The following is a 14,828-nucleotide window of genomic DNA, read 5'->3' on the forward strand; positions in this document are numbered from 1 at the left end:
CGGCGCCACGGTCCAGCGCGCCGAGGCCGCGACGGCCTGGCTGCGGGCGCCGTCGGTGAACTCCAGGACGACGCGGCGGCGCAGGGGCCCGGTGCGGTGCACCGCGGCGACCTCGCGGACGACCGTGCGGGACAGCGGCCGGGGGCTCCACCGCAGCGGACGCAGGGCCACACCCTCGTGGTCGGCCGGGCCGGTGACGACGCGGTCACCCGGCTGCAGTGCCGCCGTCGAACGTCGAGACATGGGGCACAGCATGGACCTCCGCGGGCCCGTGTGGGACCACGTTCACCGAACGACCATGCATTGCGACGCAGCGTGTTCCGGGCGCGACGTCCAGTGATCGGTCACACTGGGGGAGTGACCCAGCAGACCCCCTCCCGCGCCGACGGCCGCGCCGCCGACGAGCTGCGCCCCGTGACCATCACCCGCAACTGGCTCGACCACGCCGAGGGCAGCGTCCTCGTGGAGTTCGGGCGCACCCGGGTCCTGTGCGCGGCCTCCTTCACCGAGGGCGTCCCGCGCTGGCGCAAGGGGTCGGGGCAGGGGTGGGTGACCGCGGAGTACGCGATGCTCCCGCGCTCGACCAACACCCGCAGCGACCGAGAGTCGGTCAAGGGCAGGATCGGCGGCCGCACCCACGAGATCTCCCGCCTCGTCGGCCGGTCCCTGCGGGCCGTCGTCGACACCGCGCAGCTGGGGGAGAACACGATCGTCCTGGACTGCGACGTCCTGCAGGCCGACGGCGGCACCCGCACGGCCGCCATCACGGGCGCCTACGTGGCGCTCGCCGACGCGATCTCCTGGGCCCGCGGCCAGGGCATCGTCAAGGCCTCGAAGCAGCCGCTCACCGGCTCGGTCTCGGCCATCAGCGTCGGGGTCGTCGACGGGGTGCCCGTCCTGGACCTGCCGTACGTCGAGGACGTGCGCGCCGAGACCGACATGAACGTCGTCGTGACCGGCGACGGGAAGTTCGTCGAGGTGCAGGGCACCGCCGAGGGCGCGCCCTTCGACCGGTCCGAGCTCGACGCCCTCCTCGACCTCGCGCTCACGGGGACGACACGACTCGCTGCGCTGCAGGCGGAGGCGCTCGCCCGATGAGCGCTCGCGTCGTGCTCGCCACCCGCAACGCGCACAAGGTGGGGGAGCTGCGGGCCGTCCTCGCCCCGCTGCTGCCCGACGTCGAGGTGCTGACCGTCGACGCCTTCGAGGACGTGCCCGAGGTCGCCGAGACGGAGGTGACCTTCGCGGGCAACGCGCTCCTGAAGGCGCGCGCGGTCGCGGCCGCCACCGGCCTGCCCGCGATCGCCGACGACTCCGGCATCGCCGTCGACGTCCTGGGCGGCTCGCCGGGGATCTTCTCGGCGCGCTGGGCCGGCCGGCACGGCGACGACGTCGCGAACCTGCACCTGCTGCTGGCCCAGATCGCGGACGTCCCCGCGCAGCACCGCGGCGGCGCCTTCGTCTGCGCCGCCGCCCTGGCCCTGCCCGACGGGACGAGCGCGGTCCGGGAGGGGCGCTCGCGCGGGACCGTCACGACGGCCCCCGCCGGGGGCGGCGGCTTCGGCTACGACCCGTGCTTCGTGCCCGAGGGGTCGGACCGCACGCTCGCCGAGCACACGGCCGAGGAGAAGAACGCGATCAGCCACCGCGGGAAGGCCTTCCGCGCCCTGGCCCCGGTCGTCGTGGACGCGTTGGCCGGTCGACCCATCCAGGACGCGTCCGGCTCCGAAGGGGAGTGACGTGGGGGCCGACGGGACACCGCGGGCGGACGAGCCGGAGGGGAACGTCCGGGCCGGGCGGCTGCTGGCCGCCTGGTCCGGGGTGCTCGCCGCCGCCCTCACCCTCGGCGTGGGGCAGCTGGTCGCGGGGATCGTCTCCCCGTCGGCCGCTCCCCTTGTCGTCGTGGGCGACGCCGTCGTCGACCGCGTGCCGGCCCCGGTCAAGGAGTGGGCGATCCGGTCGTTCGGCACGTCCGACAAGACCGTCCTGCTCGCCGGCACCGCCGTGCTGCTCGCCCTGCTCGCCGCCGGCGCGGGGCTGCTCGCCCGGCGCCGCCTGCGGGCCGGGGTGGCCGTCGTCGCCGCGCTCGGCGCCGTCGGGGTCGTCGCCGCGGCGACCCGCCCCGACGCCACCGTCCTGACCCCGCTGCCTTCGCTGCTCGGCACCCTCGCAGGCGCCTCCGCGCTCACGCTCCTCGTCCGACGGGTGCCGGCCACCCCCGACCCCGCCCGTCGCGCCCTGCTGCTCGGCGGCACCGGCGCCGCGGCCGCCCTCACCGGGGGCGGCGGTCAGGTCCTCGTGTCCGCCCGCAGCGCCGAGCTCTCCCGCGACGGCGTCGTGCTGCCGGCCCCCGCCGACCCCGCGCCCGCCCTGCCCGCCGGGCTCGACCCGGCCGCGGAGGTCGCCGACGGCCTGACCCGCTACGCCACCCGCACCGCGGACTTCTACCGGATCGACACCGCCCTCGTCGTCCCGGACCTGCGGGCCGAGGACTGGTCGCTGCGCGTGCACGGGATGGTCGACCGGGAGCTCACGCTGGACTTCGCCTCGCTGCTGGCCAAACCGCTGCGCGAGCGCTGGGTGACCCTCACCTGCGTGAGCAACGAGGTCGGCGGGGACTACGTCGGCAACGCCCGCTGGCTCGGCTACCCCGTCGCCGACCTGCTGGCCGAGGTCGGCGTCCGCGCGGGCGCCGACATGGTCTACGCGACGAGCACCGACGGGTTCACGCTGTCCGCGCCCCTGGCCGAGCTCACCGACGGCCGGGACGCGCTGCTGGCGGTCGGGATGAACGGCGCACCGTTGCCGCGCGAGCACGGGTTCCCGGTCCGCCTCGTCGTCCCGGGCCTCTACGGCTACGTCTCGGCCTGCAAGTGGGTCGTCGACCTCGAGCTGACGACGTTCGCGGCGAAGACCGCGTACTGGACCGACCGCGGCTGGGCCGAACGCGGGCCGGTCAAGACGGCCTCGCGCATCGACGTCCCGCGGGGTTCGGCGACGGTCCGGCGCGGCCGCGTCCCCGTCGCGGGGGTCGCGTGGGCGCAGCACCGCGGCATCTCGCGCGTCGAGGTGCGCGTCGACGAGGGGGAGTGGCAGCCGGCGCGCGTCCTGCCCTCGGCGTCGGCGGACACCTGGTGCCAGTGGGTCTTCGACTGGGACGCGCAGGAGACCGGGACGCACACGCTGCAGGTCCGCGCGACCGACGGGACGGGGACGCCGCAGACCGACGTCGTGGCCGCGCCCATCCCGGACGGCGCCAGCGGACACCCCTCCGTGAGCGTCGTCGTGCAGTGAGGTGGAGTGAGGCGCGTCACACATCCACCGGGCCTGCCGCCACGAACTCCTCCTGACAGGCGGAGCGGAGGGGGTGTGCCATCGTGACCACGATGACCACCACCACCGAGGACGCACTGGTGGCCGCCTCCCGCGGCGACCAGCAGGCGTTCGCGTCGTTCTACGACGCCACCGCGGGGGCGGTCCACGGCACGGTGCTCAAGGTCCTGCGCGATCCCGCGCAGTCCGAGGAGGTCGTGCAGGAGGTCTTCCTGGAGGCGTGGCGGACGGCCTCCCGCTTCGACCCGGACCGCGGCACGGCCCGCGGGTGGGTCGTCACCATGGCCCACCGCCGGGCCGTGGACCGGGTGCGGTCGGCCCAGGCCAGCACCCTGCGGGACGAGAAGGCGGGGCTCCGCGAGGTGCCCCCGTACGACAGCGTGAGCGAGGAGGTGGAGAACGTGCTGGAAGCCGACGAGGTGCGCCGTGCGCTGACCTCCCTCACGCCGGTGCAGCGCCAGGCCATCGACCTCGCCTACTACGGCGGGCGCACCCACCGCCAGATCGCCGAGGACCTCCAGCTGCCGCTGGGCACCGTCAAGACCCGCCTGCGGGACGGCCTCATCCGGTTGCGCGACGCGCTCGGGAGTGACCGGTGAACCCCCGGGACCGGCGCGACGACCCGCTGCTGTCCGCTGCCTGGGCCCTCGACGCTCTCGACGACGACGAACGCGCCGCCTACGAGGAGCGCCTGCGGACCCACCCGGACGAACGGGCCGACGCCGACGCGTTGCGCGAGACGGCGTCCCGGTTGTCCGTGGCGACGACCCCGCCCCCGCACCTGCGCGCGGCCGTGCTCGCGGCGGTGGCCGGCACCCCCCAGGAACCCCGGGAGGAGCTCGTGGCGCCGGTCGTCGACCTGCGCACCGAACGCGTGCGCCGCCGCGGCCCCTCGCGCTGGAGCGCCCTCGTCGCGGCCGCCGGCATCGTCGTCGGTGCGGCCGGCGTCGGGGTCGGCGTGGGCGTCGCGAACCGTTCCGGCGACACCGTCGCCAGCGCGGACCAGGTGGCGCGCCAACGCATCACCGACCTGCTCGCCACCCCCGGCGCGCGCGTCGCGACCGTCGCCGCGACCGACGGCGGGACGGCCACGCTCGTCCAGGCCGACGGCCGCATCGGCGTCCTGACCGCGGGGCTGCCCGCCGCCGGAGGTGGCCGGGACTACCAGTTGTGGCTGGCGCAGGGCGACGCCCTGACGTCGGCCGGGATGCTCCACGTGACGTCCGCGGGGGGTTCGGCGGTGGTCGTGGCGGCCGGGTCGGCGACCGGCGTCGGGATCTCGCTCGAACCCGCCCGGGGCTCGGCGCAACCGACGACCACCCCGGTCGTGTTCACGCCCCTGACCGCCTGAGGGACGGTGCGAGTGCGGGAGAAGGGACTCGAACCCTCACGCCCGGAGGCACAGGAACCTAAATCCTGCGTGGCTGCCAGTTACACCACTCCCGCTCGGGCGCCAGACTACTGGTCGAGCCCGAGGTCCTTGCGGAGCTTGGCGACGTGACCCGTGGCGCGGACGTTGTACTGCGCCAGCTCCACGGCGCCGTGGGAGTCCACCACGACCGTCGAACGGATCGTGCCGACCGACGTCCGGCCGTAGTTCGTCTTCTCGCCCCACGCGCCGTAGGCCTCGAGCACCGCGTGGTCGGGGTCGGACAGCAGCGGGAACGTGATGCCGTCCCGGTCGGCGAACGCGGCGAGCTTGTCGACGCCGTCCTTGGAGATCCCCACCACGGTGAAACCCGACGCGGCCAGCGCGTCGAGGGAGTCGCGGAAGTCGCACGCCTGGGTCGTGCAGCCCGGCGTCATCGCGGCGGGGTAGAAGTACACGACGACGTGCCGGCCGGCGGCCCGCAGGTCCGTCAGCGACACCGTCGAGGAGTCGTGCGCGGTCAGCGTGAAGTCGGGGGCGGGGTCTCCGGGCACCAGACGCGTCATGGTCCGGGACCCTAGCCCCCGCGCCCGCGAGCCCCCGCAGGAGAGGCCGCTCCTTCTCCGGTACGGTTCCGGGGACGTCCAGAGGAACACAGGAGGTGGCCGTGGCGGCCAGCGACGGCAAGGCCGAGATCACGACCAACGACCCGCGCGCCCTCGAGCGCGAGGTGGAGGCACGTCGGGCCGCGCTCGCGGGCACGATCGACGAGCTCACCGACCGGCTCGCGCCGAAGACGATCGCCCAGCGCACGGTGGCCGACGTCCGGGGACGGGTGCACTCCTTCGCCTTCGACCACCGCGGGGGCCTGCGCGTCGAGCGCGTCGCCGCCGTCGGTGTCGCGGTCCTCGGTGTCACGACGTTCGTCGTGGTCCGCGCGGTGCGCAAGCGCCGCTGAGCCCCGTGAGCACCCCCGACCAGATGCCCGTCCGGATGCTGCACGACCGCGTCCTCGTCCTGCCGGACGACGCCGCGGAGCGCAAGTCCTCGGCGGGCATCCTCATCCCGGCCACGGCCGCCGTCGGCAAGCGGTTGTCGTGGGCGGCGGTGGTGGCCGTCGGCCCGCACGTCCGCCAGGTCGCCACGGGCGACAAGGTCCTGTTCGACCCCGAGGACAAGGCCGAGGTCGAGCTGCACGGCAAGGGGTACGTCCTGCTGCGCGAACGCGACCTGCACGCCGTCGCCGCCCCGGGCGAGGACGCCGGCCGCACCGGTCTCTACCTGTAGGTCCGGACCTCTGAACCGGTACTCCCCGCTCGACGTCGGCGGGCCCTCCCCGCTCGACATGGTCCGTGCGGTCCCGCGCATCCTGCGGGCCCCGCACCTCTTCCTCACCGAGGTCACCGCCCGGCACGGCGCGGCCGCCGCGATCCCGCTGCCGCGCACGCCGGTCCTCGTCCTGGCCGATCCCGCCGGCGTCCGCCGCGTCCTCGTGGAGAACGCCCGCGCGTACGGCAAGGCGACCATCCAGTACAACGCCCTGGCCACCGTCACCGGGCCCGGGTTGCTGGCCGGCGACGGGCAGCGCTGGCGCACCCACCGCCGCGTGGTCCAGCCCGCGTTCCACCACGCCGGCCTGCGCGAGGTCGCCGCGCACGCGGTCCACGCCGGGCGCCGGCTCGCCGCCGAGGCGGACGCGCTGGCCCCCGGACAGCCGCTGGAGGTCCTCGACGCGACGTCCCGCGCCGGGCTGGAGGTCGTCGGCCACACCCTCGCCGCGGCCGACCTGTCGAACGACGCACCCCTGCTCGTCGAGGCCGTCGGCCGGGCCCTCGAACTGGTCGTCCGGCGCGCCGCCAGCCCCGTCCCGGGGACCTGGCCCACGCCGTCGCGCGCACGCCTGGCCCGCGAGGTGGCCGCGATCGACGACGTCTGCGCCCGCATCCTCGCCGACCGCGCGCGCCGCCCCCTCGACGACCCGCGCGACCTCGTCGGGCTGATGCTCGCCGCCGGCATGGACGACCGGCAGGTCCGCGACGAGCTCGTGACGTTCGTCGTGGCCGGTCACGAGACCGTCGCCAGCTCCCTCACGTGGACTCTGGACCTGCTGTCCCGCAACCCCTCCGCCCTCGCCCGCGTCCACGACGAGGTCGCCGCGCTCGACGTGGCGCCCGGCTGGGACGACGTGCCGCGGCTGCCGTTCCTGCGCGCCGCGGTCGACGAGGCCCTGCGCCTGTACCCGCCCGCGTGGGTCATCACCCGGCAGGCGCTCGCCGACGACGTCGTCGCCGGGGTCGACGTGCCCGCCGGCACGCTCGTCATCGTCTGCACGTGGGCGCTGCACCGCGACCCCGCGCTGTGGGACGACCCGACCGCGTTCCGGCCCGACCGCTTCGCCGAGCCGGCCCGCCGCGACCACTACGTCCCCTTCGGCGCCGGGCCGCGCCTGTGCATCGGCCGCGACCTCGCCCTCGTCGAGGAGGTGCTCGTGCTGGCCGAGCTCCTGCGCACCCACACCGTCCGCCCCGCCGGTCCGCCGCGGCCCGTCGACGCGCTCGTCACGCTCCGACCGCGCGGCGGGCTGCCCCTGCACGTCGAGCGCCTGCCAGGCTCACGGCCATGAGCAGCCGCAAGGAGACGTTCGTGTTCAGCCCCGACGACGGGGTGCCCCCGCAGGTCGGCCCGTTCGCCCACGCGACGCGGCTCGGGGACCTCGTGTTCGTCACCGGGCAGATGCCCACCGACCCCGCCACGGGTCAGCTCGTCGAGGGCGGGGTCGTCGAGCAGGCCGAGCAGGTCCGGGCCAACCTCGTCGCCGTCCTGGGCCGGCTCGGCCTCACCCTCGACGACGCGCTGCAGGTCCGCGTCTACCTGACGGACTTCGAGGCGGACTTCGCCGCCTTCAACGAGCGGTACCGCACGTGGTTCGACGGGCCGCTGCCCGCCCGCACGACCGTCGGCGTCACCGGCCTGGCCGTCGGAGCCCTCGTGGAGATCGACCTCATCGCCGGACGCTAGGTGCCGATGGGACGGGTGTGACGCGCACCCGTCCCGCCGCCGTCCTGGCGGTCGCCGGCCTCGTGCTCGTCGACGGCTGGGGGCCTCCGGTCGCCCAGGCGGTGGCCGCCGTCGGACCCGCCGTCGTGGCCGGCGCCGTCGCCGCGTCCCGCCTGCGCCGCCGCCCGGTCGCCCTGCGCGCCGCCTGGCTCGTGCAGCTGGCCGGCGTCCTCGTCCTCGCCGTCGGCTACACCGTCTTCCAGCTCACGCTGCTCCTCGGCGGGACCCCCGGGTACGCGCTGCCGGCCGACCCGTTCTTCCTGGCCGGCTCCGCCCTGGTCACCGCGTGGTTGCTCCTGCTCAACCGCGGCACCCGCGACCGGGCCGCCACCGTCGACGCCGGCATCGCCGTCACGGGGCTCGGGGTCGCCGTCACCGCTCTGCTGCTGCGTCCCGCGCTGGCGGGCGACCCCGACCCGGTCGACGTGGCGTTCACCGCGGTCTACCCGGTGCTCGACCTCCTCGGGCTCGGCCTGCTGCTGCGGTTGCGCCTGGCGGGCCGCGCCCCGACCCGCCCGGCCAACCTCCTCGCCGCGTCCTGGGGCTGCCTCCTGTTCGGGGACAGCGCCTTCGGTGCGCTGGTCGCCGTCCTCCCCGTCGACGTGCGGCCCTGGCTGGGCCTTCCGTTCCAGCTCGCCCTGCTGCTGCAGGCCGCCGCGCTGGCGCACGCGCGCTCGGACGACCTGGGGACGGGCATCCCGCGCACGCGCGCCTGGTCCCGCACCCACTGGGTCGTCGTCGGCGGAGCCGCGTGCCTGCCGCCCGCCGTGCTGCTGGCCCAGGGGTTCGCGGGCGTCACCGTCGACTGGCTCGTCACGGGCGCCGGGTCGCTCCTGCTGTCGGCGCTCGCCGTCAGCCGCGTCCACCACGCGGTGCTCAGCGTCCAGGGGCAGGCCGACCTGCAGGGACGGCTGGCCCGCACCGACGAGCTGACGGGGCTGCCGAACCGCCGCAGCTGGGACGCCGAACTGCGCCGGGCGGCCGAGGGCGGTGGTCCCGTCGCCGTCGCGCTGCTCGACCTCGACCACTTCAAGCGGCTCAACGACAGCCAGGGCCACGCCGCGGGCGACCTGCTGCTGCGGGCCGCGGCCGACGCGTGGCGGTCCGCGCTGCCCCCGGACGCGGTGCTGGCCCGGCACGGCGGGGAGGAGTTCGCGCTGCTGCTGCAGGGGGACCTGGTGGCCGTCGCCGACGTCCTGGCCGACCGCCTGCGGCGGGTGTGCCCGGCGCCGCAGACGGTGTCGGTGGGGCTGGCCGTCCGGCGACCGGGGGAGCACCCGGCGGCGCTGCTGGCCCGCGTGGACGCCGCGCTCTACCGGGCCAAGGCCGAGGGCCGGGACCGGGTCTGCACCGCTGCTCCGACCGGGTGATCTAGAAGAAAGGTGCGCGCCGGGGCTCAGCCCGGCGCCGGCGGCGACCGATCGATGTCCCACGACCCGCTCCGGGTCGCGCTCCATGGGTCGAGGAGGAAGCCGTGAAGCCGTTGCACCAGGTCCTGCGGGACCTCGAGTTCGCCGCCCACCAGGGGACGCTGACGCCGTCGTTCCTGGATTCGTACGCCCGCCGGAACGGGGAGAAGGTGCTGGCGCTCTACAGCCTCGCCGCCCGGCACCAGCTGACCGTCGCCCACGAGGAGGGTCGCAACGACCACCTCGCGGTCGAGAAGGAGTGGCACTCCGTCGTGGACGCCACCGCTGTCGAACGGGAGCTGGACGCCCACAGCGCCGAGGTCGTCCGCCGGGTCCGGGACGCCGCCGACGACGGCCGTCCCGCCTGCCTGCGCAAGCGCAGCCGCACGTCCTTCTTCCCGCTCAGGACGGCGGTCTGATCAGGGCATCTCCATCGTCTCGGCGCGGCGGACCTCCGCCAGCGCCGCGTCGAGGGCCCGCCGCAGGGGGCGTCCCGGGCCGGTCGCCAGGTCGTGCACGAGCAGCACGGAGTGCTGCAGCACGAGCGCGTGACCGAGCCGGGGCACCTCCTCGGGATCGGGATGCTCCCCGAGCGCGGCGACCAGGACGACGACGAGGATGCGCGGGTCGAGCCCGCCGAACCACGCGGCACCGCGGGCCGTCGCGGCCATCGCGGCGCGCACGTCGTCGGCGTCGAGGCCGTCGGGGTGCTGCTCCTCGAGGGCCTGGCGCAGCACCCAGCCGAGGACGACGCGCGCCTGTTCGGCGTCGAACGCCGCCAGGTCCGTCGTCGCCGCGGTGAAGTCCGCAGCGTCGCCCCGGTGGGCCGCCTCGACGGCACGGGTGACGTGGCGGGTCAGCAGGGTCGGATCGGTCGGCGCGGGGCTCACCCGCCTACCCTGCCCGACGTGCCCCTCGACCGTGTGCCCGACCTGACCTCGTTGCGCCTGCTCGTCGCGGTCGTGGAGACGGGGTCCATCGGCCGGGGCGCCCGGCGGGTCGGGCTGACCCAGCAGGCCGCGTCGGAACGGTTGCGCGCCGTGGAGTCCCAGGTCGGGGTCGCCCTCCTGCACCGCAGCCGCCAGGGCTCGCGTCCCACCGAGGCGGGCACGCTCCTGACCGGCTGGGCCACCCGGCTGCTCGAGGTCGCCGAGGAGGTGGCCGAGGGCATCGGCACCCTGCGTGCCGACCGGACGTCGCCGTTGCGGGTGGCGTCCAGCATGACGGTCGCCGAGCACCTGGTGCCCCGGTGGCTGCTGGTCCTGCGGCAGCGGTCCGAGGCCGGGGGAGCGACGCCGCAGCCGGTGGAACTCCTGGCCACCAACTCCGTGCGGGTGCTCGCCGCCCTGGCCGACGGGGCGGCCGACCTCGGCTTCGTCGAGGGCCCCGACGTCCCGCGCGGGTTCCGCAGCCGGGAGCTCCTCGAGGACCACCTCGTCGTCGTGGTCGCCCCCGGCCACCCCTGGACGCGGCGCCGTCGCCCGGTGAGGGCCGCGGAACTCGCCGCGACCCCGCTGGTCTCCCGCGAACAGGGGTCGGGGACGCGGGACGTCCTCGAACGGGCCCTCGCCGCCGCGGGCCTGACGCCGGTGCCACCCGCCGTCGAACTCACGACGGCGACGAGCGTGCGCGAGGCCGTGCGTGCCGGTACCGGCGTCGCCGTCCTGAGCCGGCTCGCCGTCGCCGACGACGTCGACGCGGGGCGGCTGCGCACCGTGGCGGTGGAGGGCCTGGACCTGGGGCGGACGTTGCGTGCGGTGTGGACCGGTGCCGCCCGGATGGCCCCCGGTCCGGCCCGTGAACTCCTCGGGATCGCGGCGGGGACCGCACACTCCTGACCCTTCGTCTATTCTTTGCGCATGGACGCAAGTAGTTCGTGCCGTCGCACGCTGCCGGCCGACCAGGTCGACCTGGCTGTCGAGGTGTTCCGCATGCTGGCCGACGCCACCCGCGTGCACCTGCTGTGGGCCCTCATCGGGCGGGAACTGCCCGTCGGTGAACTCGCCTCGCACGTCGGCAAACCCGTGCCGTCGGTCTCGCAGCACCTCGCCAAGCTGCGCATGGCCCGCCTCGTCGCGACGCGTCGCGAGGGGGTCCAGATCTTCTACCGGCTGGAGAACGACCACGTCGCGCAGTTGGTCACGGACGCCGTGCACAACGCCGAGCACGCCGGACCGGGAGTTCCCGGCCACCACCGCAGCGACCGCGAACTGCGGGCGCTGCACACGGAGGCCGGCGCGTGAGCGGCCACGGACACGGCCACGGACACGGCCACGGACACGCCGAGTCCCTCGACGACGCTCTCACAGCGAGTTCCGCCGGGATCCGCGCGGTGAAGCTGAGCCTCGTGGGTCTCGCGGTCACCGCTGCGCTGCAGGCCGTCGTGGCGGTCGCGTCGGGGTCGGTCGCCCTGTTCGCCGACACCGTGCACAACGCCGCCGACGCGCTGACGGCCGTCCCGCTGTGGATCGCCTTCGCGCTGGGACGTCGGGCGGCCACCCGGCGGTTCACCTACGGGTACGGCCGGGCCGAGGACCTGGCCGGGCTGTTCGTCGTGGTGGTCATCGCGGCGTCCGCGCTGGTCGCCGGTGTCGAGGCGGTGCGGCGCCTGCTCGACCCCGCGCCGGTCGAGCACCTGGGCTGGGTGGCGCTGGCCGGTCTGGTGGGTTTCGCCGGGAACGAGGCGGTCGCCCGGCTCCGCATCCGCACCGGCCGGCGCATCGGTTCCGCCGCCCTCGTCGCGGACGGTCTGCACGCGCGCACCGACGGGTTCACGTCCCTCGCCGTCCTCGTCGGCGCCGGCGGGGTGGCTGTGGGGTTACCGCTGGCCGACCCGCTCGTGGGGCTGGTCATCACCGTGGCGATCCTGGCCGTCCTGCGCACCGCGGCGCGTGACGTGTTCGCCCGCCTCATGGACGGGGTGGACCCCGAACTCGTCCACACGGCGGAGGTCACCCTCGCCGCCCAGTCCGGGGTGCTGGCGGTGCGGACGGTCCGGTTGCGCTGGACTGGCCACCGGTTGCTCGCCGACGCCGAACTCGACGTGGACCCCACCAGCTCCCTCGCGGAGGCGCACGACCTCGCGCACCGTGCCGAAACGGCTCTGACGCAAGCGGTCCCGAGGCTCGACCGGGCATTGGTCCACGCGTACCCCGGGCACCCCTAGAACGGTGGCGGGTCGTCGTCGGGGGCAGCGCGCAGCACCGCGACTCGTGCGGCGCGGTCGTCGACGTGCTCCCACACGAACTGGGTCTTGAACCGGTGGTGTGTCCGGCACAACGCCTGCAGGTTCTCGGCGGTGGTGGGGCCTTCGGGCCAGGGGACGACGTGGTCCAGGTCGCAGTCCGCGGCCGGTCGCACGCACCCCGGGCCGCGGCACGTCTCGTCGCGGGCGACGATGAACCGGCGCAACGCCGCGGAGGGGCGGTAGACGTCGGCGGCGACGTCGATCACCTCGCGGGTGCCGGGGGCGGTGACGACCTTGCGCCAGGTGGCGTCGGGGTCGGCGGCCAATTCACGCGCCGTCTCGATGGACACCGGGCCGAGGCCGTCCACCCAGGCCGAGTTCTCGGGAAGTTCCCCGCCGTTGTCCTCGTCGGTGCCGAAGAGGGTGGTCGCGTCGACGCGCAGCAGGACGTGGACGCTGGTCGCGGGCCGGTGACTGCGCCCGGTGGTGACGGGGTGGTCCTCGTCGGCCGGTTGCTGGTGCTGCTCGTCGGAGGTGGCGGGGGTCCAGCGGGTGAGGCCGTCGCGCAGGACGTCGACGAGGGCGTCGTTGACCCTGGTGGCGTGGTCGCGGGTGTCGTGCAGGCCGTGGGTCTTGGTGTGGTCGGTGGTGGCGTCGGCGCAGGCGGTGGCGAACGTCATCAACCGCCGTCCCAGGCCCAGGGGGAGCTCCAGGGACAGGTGGGCGGTGGCGCCGTCCTCGCAGTCGGTCAGAACCGCTTCGCGGCCGGGTTGGCGTCGGTGGCGGGTGATCTGGCGGTGGTGGGGGGTCTTGCGTTCGACGAGGCGGAAGCAGCGTCCGCGGAGGGCATCGCCGACGTGACCGGCGCGGGCGAAGGTGAGAGCGGCGTCGTAGAAGGTGTCACGGGCCGCGGTGAGGGCGTCGCCGCTGAGCAGGGCGGCTCCTTCGACGATCTGCTCGACGCCGTTCTCGTCGGTGCTGATCGTGCCGGTGAGGCAGCTCAGGCGCCAGGCCTGGGAGGTGATGGTCTTGGCCTGGCGCATGGTGATGGAGCCGTCGGCGACGGCGGTCCACAGGCGCCGCTCCGTGGTGCCGGTGTCGTGGGCCCAGGTGGTGTGCAGGACGGCGGCCTGCAGGTCCATGCCGTGGGCGCGGGAATAGTGCAGGGCGACGAGTTCGAGGGCGCACCGCAGCGGGGTCATGACCCGGCCGGTGGCCCACTGGGGCAGGCGGCTGCTCCGCTCGACCTGGTCGGTGGCGATGGCGCGTTGGTCGGGGGCGGGGTGGTGGCGCAGGTGTTCGACGAGGTCGGCCAGGGCGAGCAGTTCGGCCGCTTCGGCCTGGTCCTTGGTACGACGCAGTCCGGCGAGGTGGGCCGTGAGGTCGAGGTCGGTGAACCCGTCGGCGTCGAGGGGGAACCGGGTCGGCAGCACGGAGCGCGTGGGGTGTCCCGCGTGCTCCAGAACCGCTGCCGTCATGCCCTGATCCTACCGTCCAGGATCCGTTCGAACAAGGCGAACACGCTGTGCAGCAGCGACTTCGGAGAGTCGACGGCCTGATCTCATCGCCGCGCGATCCACCGCTCCGCGGGCACCGGCGGGAGTTCCCCGGCGATCTGCCAGGGCCTCCCGAGGACCTCGGGCGGGTCGACGTAGAGGCGCGTCGTCCGGTGCAGGACAGCCCCCGGAGCCGGGTGCCCCACGACGGTCCAGGCACCCGGGTCGCGACGGAACTCCGCCACCTGCGCGCCCGTCGCGGGGTGCGTGAGCAGGAGGACCCAGAACTCGTCGTCGGTCATCGAGTGAATCCCCGGTCCGTCGACGACGGCGGCGGACCAGTTCCGGACGAGTCCCGTGGCGACCACGTTGGCGGGGGAGGACTGCGACCAGGCCTCGTCGACGACGAGGTCGGAGAGGACCCGCGCCGTCGCGGGGGAACACGTCACGGCGCCGTCGACCCACGAGCACCCAGCGAGGAGTTCCGCCGGGTCCACCGGGCGGCCGCGCACCCGGGCGCTGCGGGCGTAGGAGTCGAGGTGGTCCAGCGTCATGAGGCCCGGACGGCGGGGTTCGACGGGGACGACCCCGTGCCGGTCGAGGACGGGCCGCAGTTTCGCGCGCCGACGTCGTCCGAGCTCGTGGTGGTCGAGCCCGCCCAGCCCCTCGAACGTGTGGCTCAGCGGCAGGTGCCCGATGTCGTGCAGCAGCGCCCCCGCCCTCGCCGCGTGGTCGTCGGGTGCGACGTGCGCGGTGAGGGCGAGGACGCCGAGGGAGTGCTCGAGCCGGGAGTACGACTGCGTGGTCACCGCGGCCGCGGCGCCGGCGTGCGCGACGAACTGCAGGCGGCGCACCCACCACGACCGCAGGAGCTCCCGCTCCAGCGGGGTGAGGACGACCGTGACGCCCCACAGCGGGTCGCGGTAGGTCCCGTCGAGGGCGAGGGTGTCGCTCACCGGCCCAGTCTGGACCCGGTT

General features: G+C 75.2%; 18 protein-coding genes and 1 tRNA gene. 14 read left to right on the plus strand and 5 right to left on the minus strand.

The window, feature by feature from the left end:
- Nucleotides 1–357 precede the first annotated feature (357 nt).
- From rph to AB1207_RS14955, 5 genes are all read left to right on the plus strand, one after another.
- Nucleotides 358–1,098 carry a ribonuclease PH gene (gene rph, locus AB1207_RS14935; RefSeq protein WP_367639177.1) on the plus strand — a complete coding sequence of 247 codons (741 nt, stop codon included), beginning with the start codon at nucleotides 358–360 and terminating at the stop codon, nucleotides 1,096–1,098.
- Nucleotides 1,095–1,739, plus strand: a complete 645-nt coding sequence (gene rdgB, locus AB1207_RS14940; protein WP_367639178.1) for an RdgB/HAM1 family non-canonical purine NTP pyrophosphatase — start codon at nucleotides 1,095–1,097, stop codon at nucleotides 1,737–1,739. Before rph ends, rdgB begins: the two co-directional genes overlap by 4 nt.
- A 1-nt stretch (nucleotide 1,740) precedes the next feature.
- On the plus strand, nucleotides 1,741–3,294 hold the full coding sequence (locus AB1207_RS14945) for a molybdopterin-dependent oxidoreductase (protein ID WP_367639179.1): 1,554 nt from the start codon (nucleotides 1,741–1,743) through the stop codon (nucleotides 3,292–3,294).
- Nucleotides 3,295–3,386: 92 nt separating this feature from the next.
- Nucleotides 3,387–3,932: an ECF RNA polymerase sigma factor SigK gene (sigK, locus tag AB1207_RS14950; protein WP_367639180.1), complete on the plus strand. Its 546-nt coding sequence runs from the start codon at nucleotides 3,387–3,389 to the stop codon at nucleotides 3,930–3,932.
- The gene (locus tag AB1207_RS14955; protein WP_367639181.1) at nucleotides 3,929–4,684 is read left to right on the plus strand and encodes an anti-sigma factor; all 756 of its coding nucleotides are present in this window, start codon (nucleotides 3,929–3,931) and stop codon (nucleotides 4,682–4,684) included. Before sigK ends, AB1207_RS14955 begins: the two co-directional genes overlap by 4 nt.
- Before the next feature lie 13 nt (nucleotides 4,685–4,697).
- Here the strand turns inward: AB1207_RS14955 and AB1207_RS14960 are convergent.
- Both AB1207_RS14960 and bcp read right to left on the minus strand, forming a co-directional pair.
- Nucleotides 4,698–4,779 (minus strand) — tRNA-Leu (locus AB1207_RS14960).
- A 12-nt stretch (nucleotides 4,780–4,791) separates the two neighbouring features.
- Nucleotides 4,792–5,268 carry a thioredoxin-dependent thiol peroxidase gene (gene bcp / locus AB1207_RS14965; protein ID WP_367639182.1) on the minus strand — a complete coding sequence of 159 codons (477 nt, stop codon included), beginning with the start codon at nucleotides 5,266–5,268 and terminating at the stop codon, nucleotides 4,792–4,794.
- 101 nt (nucleotides 5,269–5,369) lie between these two features.
- Between bcp and AB1207_RS14970 the strand changes: the two genes are divergently transcribed.
- The 6 genes from AB1207_RS14970 to AB1207_RS14995 all read left to right on the plus strand — a co-directional run bounded on the left by AB1207_RS14970 (nucleotide 5,370) and on the right by AB1207_RS14995 (nucleotide 9,587).
- Nucleotides 5,370–5,660 carry a DUF3618 domain-containing protein gene (locus AB1207_RS14970; RefSeq protein ID WP_367639183.1) on the plus strand — a complete coding sequence of 97 codons (291 nt, stop codon included), beginning with the start codon at nucleotides 5,370–5,372 and terminating at the stop codon, nucleotides 5,658–5,660.
- Nucleotides 5,661–5,683: 23 nt separating this feature from the next.
- Nucleotides 5,684–5,989 (plus strand): GroES family chaperonin, encoded by a 306-nt coding sequence (locus AB1207_RS14975; RefSeq protein ID WP_367639355.1) that lies wholly within the window; start codon nucleotides 5,684–5,686, stop codon nucleotides 5,987–5,989.
- Nucleotides 5,990–5,999: 10 nt separating this feature from the next.
- Nucleotides 6,000–7,325: a cytochrome P450 gene (locus AB1207_RS14980; protein ID WP_367639356.1), complete on the plus strand. Its 1,326-nt coding sequence runs from the start codon at nucleotides 6,000–6,002 to the stop codon at nucleotides 7,323–7,325.
- Nucleotides 7,322–7,720 carry a RidA family protein gene (locus AB1207_RS14985; protein ID WP_367639184.1) on the plus strand — a complete coding sequence of 133 codons (399 nt, stop codon included), beginning with the start codon at nucleotides 7,322–7,324 and terminating at the stop codon, nucleotides 7,718–7,720. The genes AB1207_RS14980 and AB1207_RS14985 overlap by 4 nt, the downstream gene beginning before the upstream one ends.
- Nucleotides 7,721–7,737: 17 nt before the next feature.
- Nucleotides 7,738–9,129 (plus strand): GGDEF domain-containing protein, encoded by a 1,392-nt coding sequence (locus tag AB1207_RS14990; RefSeq protein ID WP_367639185.1) that lies wholly within the window; start codon nucleotides 7,738–7,740, stop codon nucleotides 9,127–9,129.
- Between the two features lie 104 nt (nucleotides 9,130–9,233).
- Entirely contained in the window at nucleotides 9,234–9,587 is a 354-nt protein-coding gene (locus tag AB1207_RS14995; protein WP_367639186.1) for a hypothetical protein, read from the plus strand.
- Here the strand turns inward: AB1207_RS14995 and AB1207_RS15000 are convergent, their stop codons facing one another.
- Nucleotides 9,588–10,058: a hypothetical protein gene (locus AB1207_RS15000; RefSeq protein WP_367639187.1), complete on the minus strand. Its 471-nt coding sequence runs from the start codon at nucleotides 10,056–10,058 to the stop codon at nucleotides 9,588–9,590. It abuts the gene before it with no gap.
- An 18-nt stretch (nucleotides 10,059–10,076) separates the two neighbouring features.
- Between AB1207_RS15000 and AB1207_RS15005 the strand changes: the two genes are divergently transcribed.
- From AB1207_RS15005 to AB1207_RS15015, 3 genes are read left to right on the plus strand one after another with little or no spacing between them, the layout of a single operon-like run.
- A complete protein-coding gene (locus tag AB1207_RS15005) occupies nucleotides 10,077–11,006 on the plus strand; it encodes a LysR family transcriptional regulator (protein ID WP_367639188.1) in 930 nt (309 codons plus the stop codon).
- A 21-nt stretch (nucleotides 11,007–11,027) separates the two neighbouring features.
- Nucleotides 11,028–11,411 (plus strand): ArsR/SmtB family transcription factor, encoded by a 384-nt coding sequence (locus AB1207_RS15010; protein ID WP_367639189.1) that lies wholly within the window; start codon nucleotides 11,028–11,030, stop codon nucleotides 11,409–11,411.
- The gene (locus tag AB1207_RS15015; protein WP_367639190.1) at nucleotides 11,408–12,334 is read left to right on the plus strand and encodes a cation diffusion facilitator family transporter; all 927 of its coding nucleotides are present in this window, start codon (nucleotides 11,408–11,410) and stop codon (nucleotides 12,332–12,334) included. Before AB1207_RS15010 ends, AB1207_RS15015 begins: the two co-directional genes overlap by 4 nt.
- On the opposite strand, the gene AB1207_RS15020 is transcribed toward AB1207_RS15015, so the two are convergent.
- Nucleotides 12,331–13,833 (minus strand): HNH endonuclease signature motif containing protein, encoded by a 1,503-nt coding sequence (locus tag AB1207_RS15020; RefSeq protein WP_367639191.1) that lies wholly within the window; start codon nucleotides 13,831–13,833, stop codon nucleotides 12,331–12,333. The genes AB1207_RS15015 and AB1207_RS15020 overlap by 4 nt on opposite strands.
- A gap of 83 nt (nucleotides 13,834–13,916) precedes the next feature.
- Entirely contained in the window at nucleotides 13,917–14,807 is an 891-nt protein-coding gene (locus AB1207_RS15025) for an HD domain-containing protein (protein WP_367639192.1), read from the minus strand.
- Between the last annotated feature and the right edge of the window lie 21 nt (nucleotides 14,808–14,828).

The organism is Kineococcus endophyticus (genome assembly GCF_040796495.1).
Classification (GTDB): domain Bacteria; phylum Actinomycetota; class Actinomycetes; order Actinomycetales; family Kineococcaceae; genus Kineococcus; species Kineococcus endophyticus.

Coding starts and splice junctions, on each gene's coding strand:
- rdgB (WP_367639178.1), top strand. CDS start 1,095: ATGAGCGCTCGCGTCGTGCTCGCCACCCGCAACGCGCACAAGGTGGGG.
- sigK (WP_367639180.1), top strand. CDS start 3,387: ATGACCACCACCACCGAGGACGCACTGGTGGCCGCCTCCCGCGGCGAC.
- bcp (WP_367639182.1), bottom strand. CDS start 5,268: ATGACGCGTCTGGTGCCCGGAGACCCCGCCCCCGACTTCACGCTGACC.
- AB1207_RS14975 (WP_367639355.1), top strand. CDS start 5,684: ATGCCCGTCCGGATGCTGCACGACCGCGTCCTCGTCCTGCCGGACGAC.
- AB1207_RS14985 (WP_367639184.1), top strand. CDS start 7,322: ATGAGCAGCCGCAAGGAGACGTTCGTGTTCAGCCCCGACGACGGGGTG.
- AB1207_RS15010 (WP_367639189.1), top strand. CDS start 11,028: ATGGACGCAAGTAGTTCGTGCCGTCGCACGCTGCCGGCCGACCAGGTC.
- AB1207_RS15020 (WP_367639191.1), bottom strand. CDS start 13,833: ATGACGGCAGCGGTTCTGGAGCACGCGGGACACCCCACGCGCTCCGTG.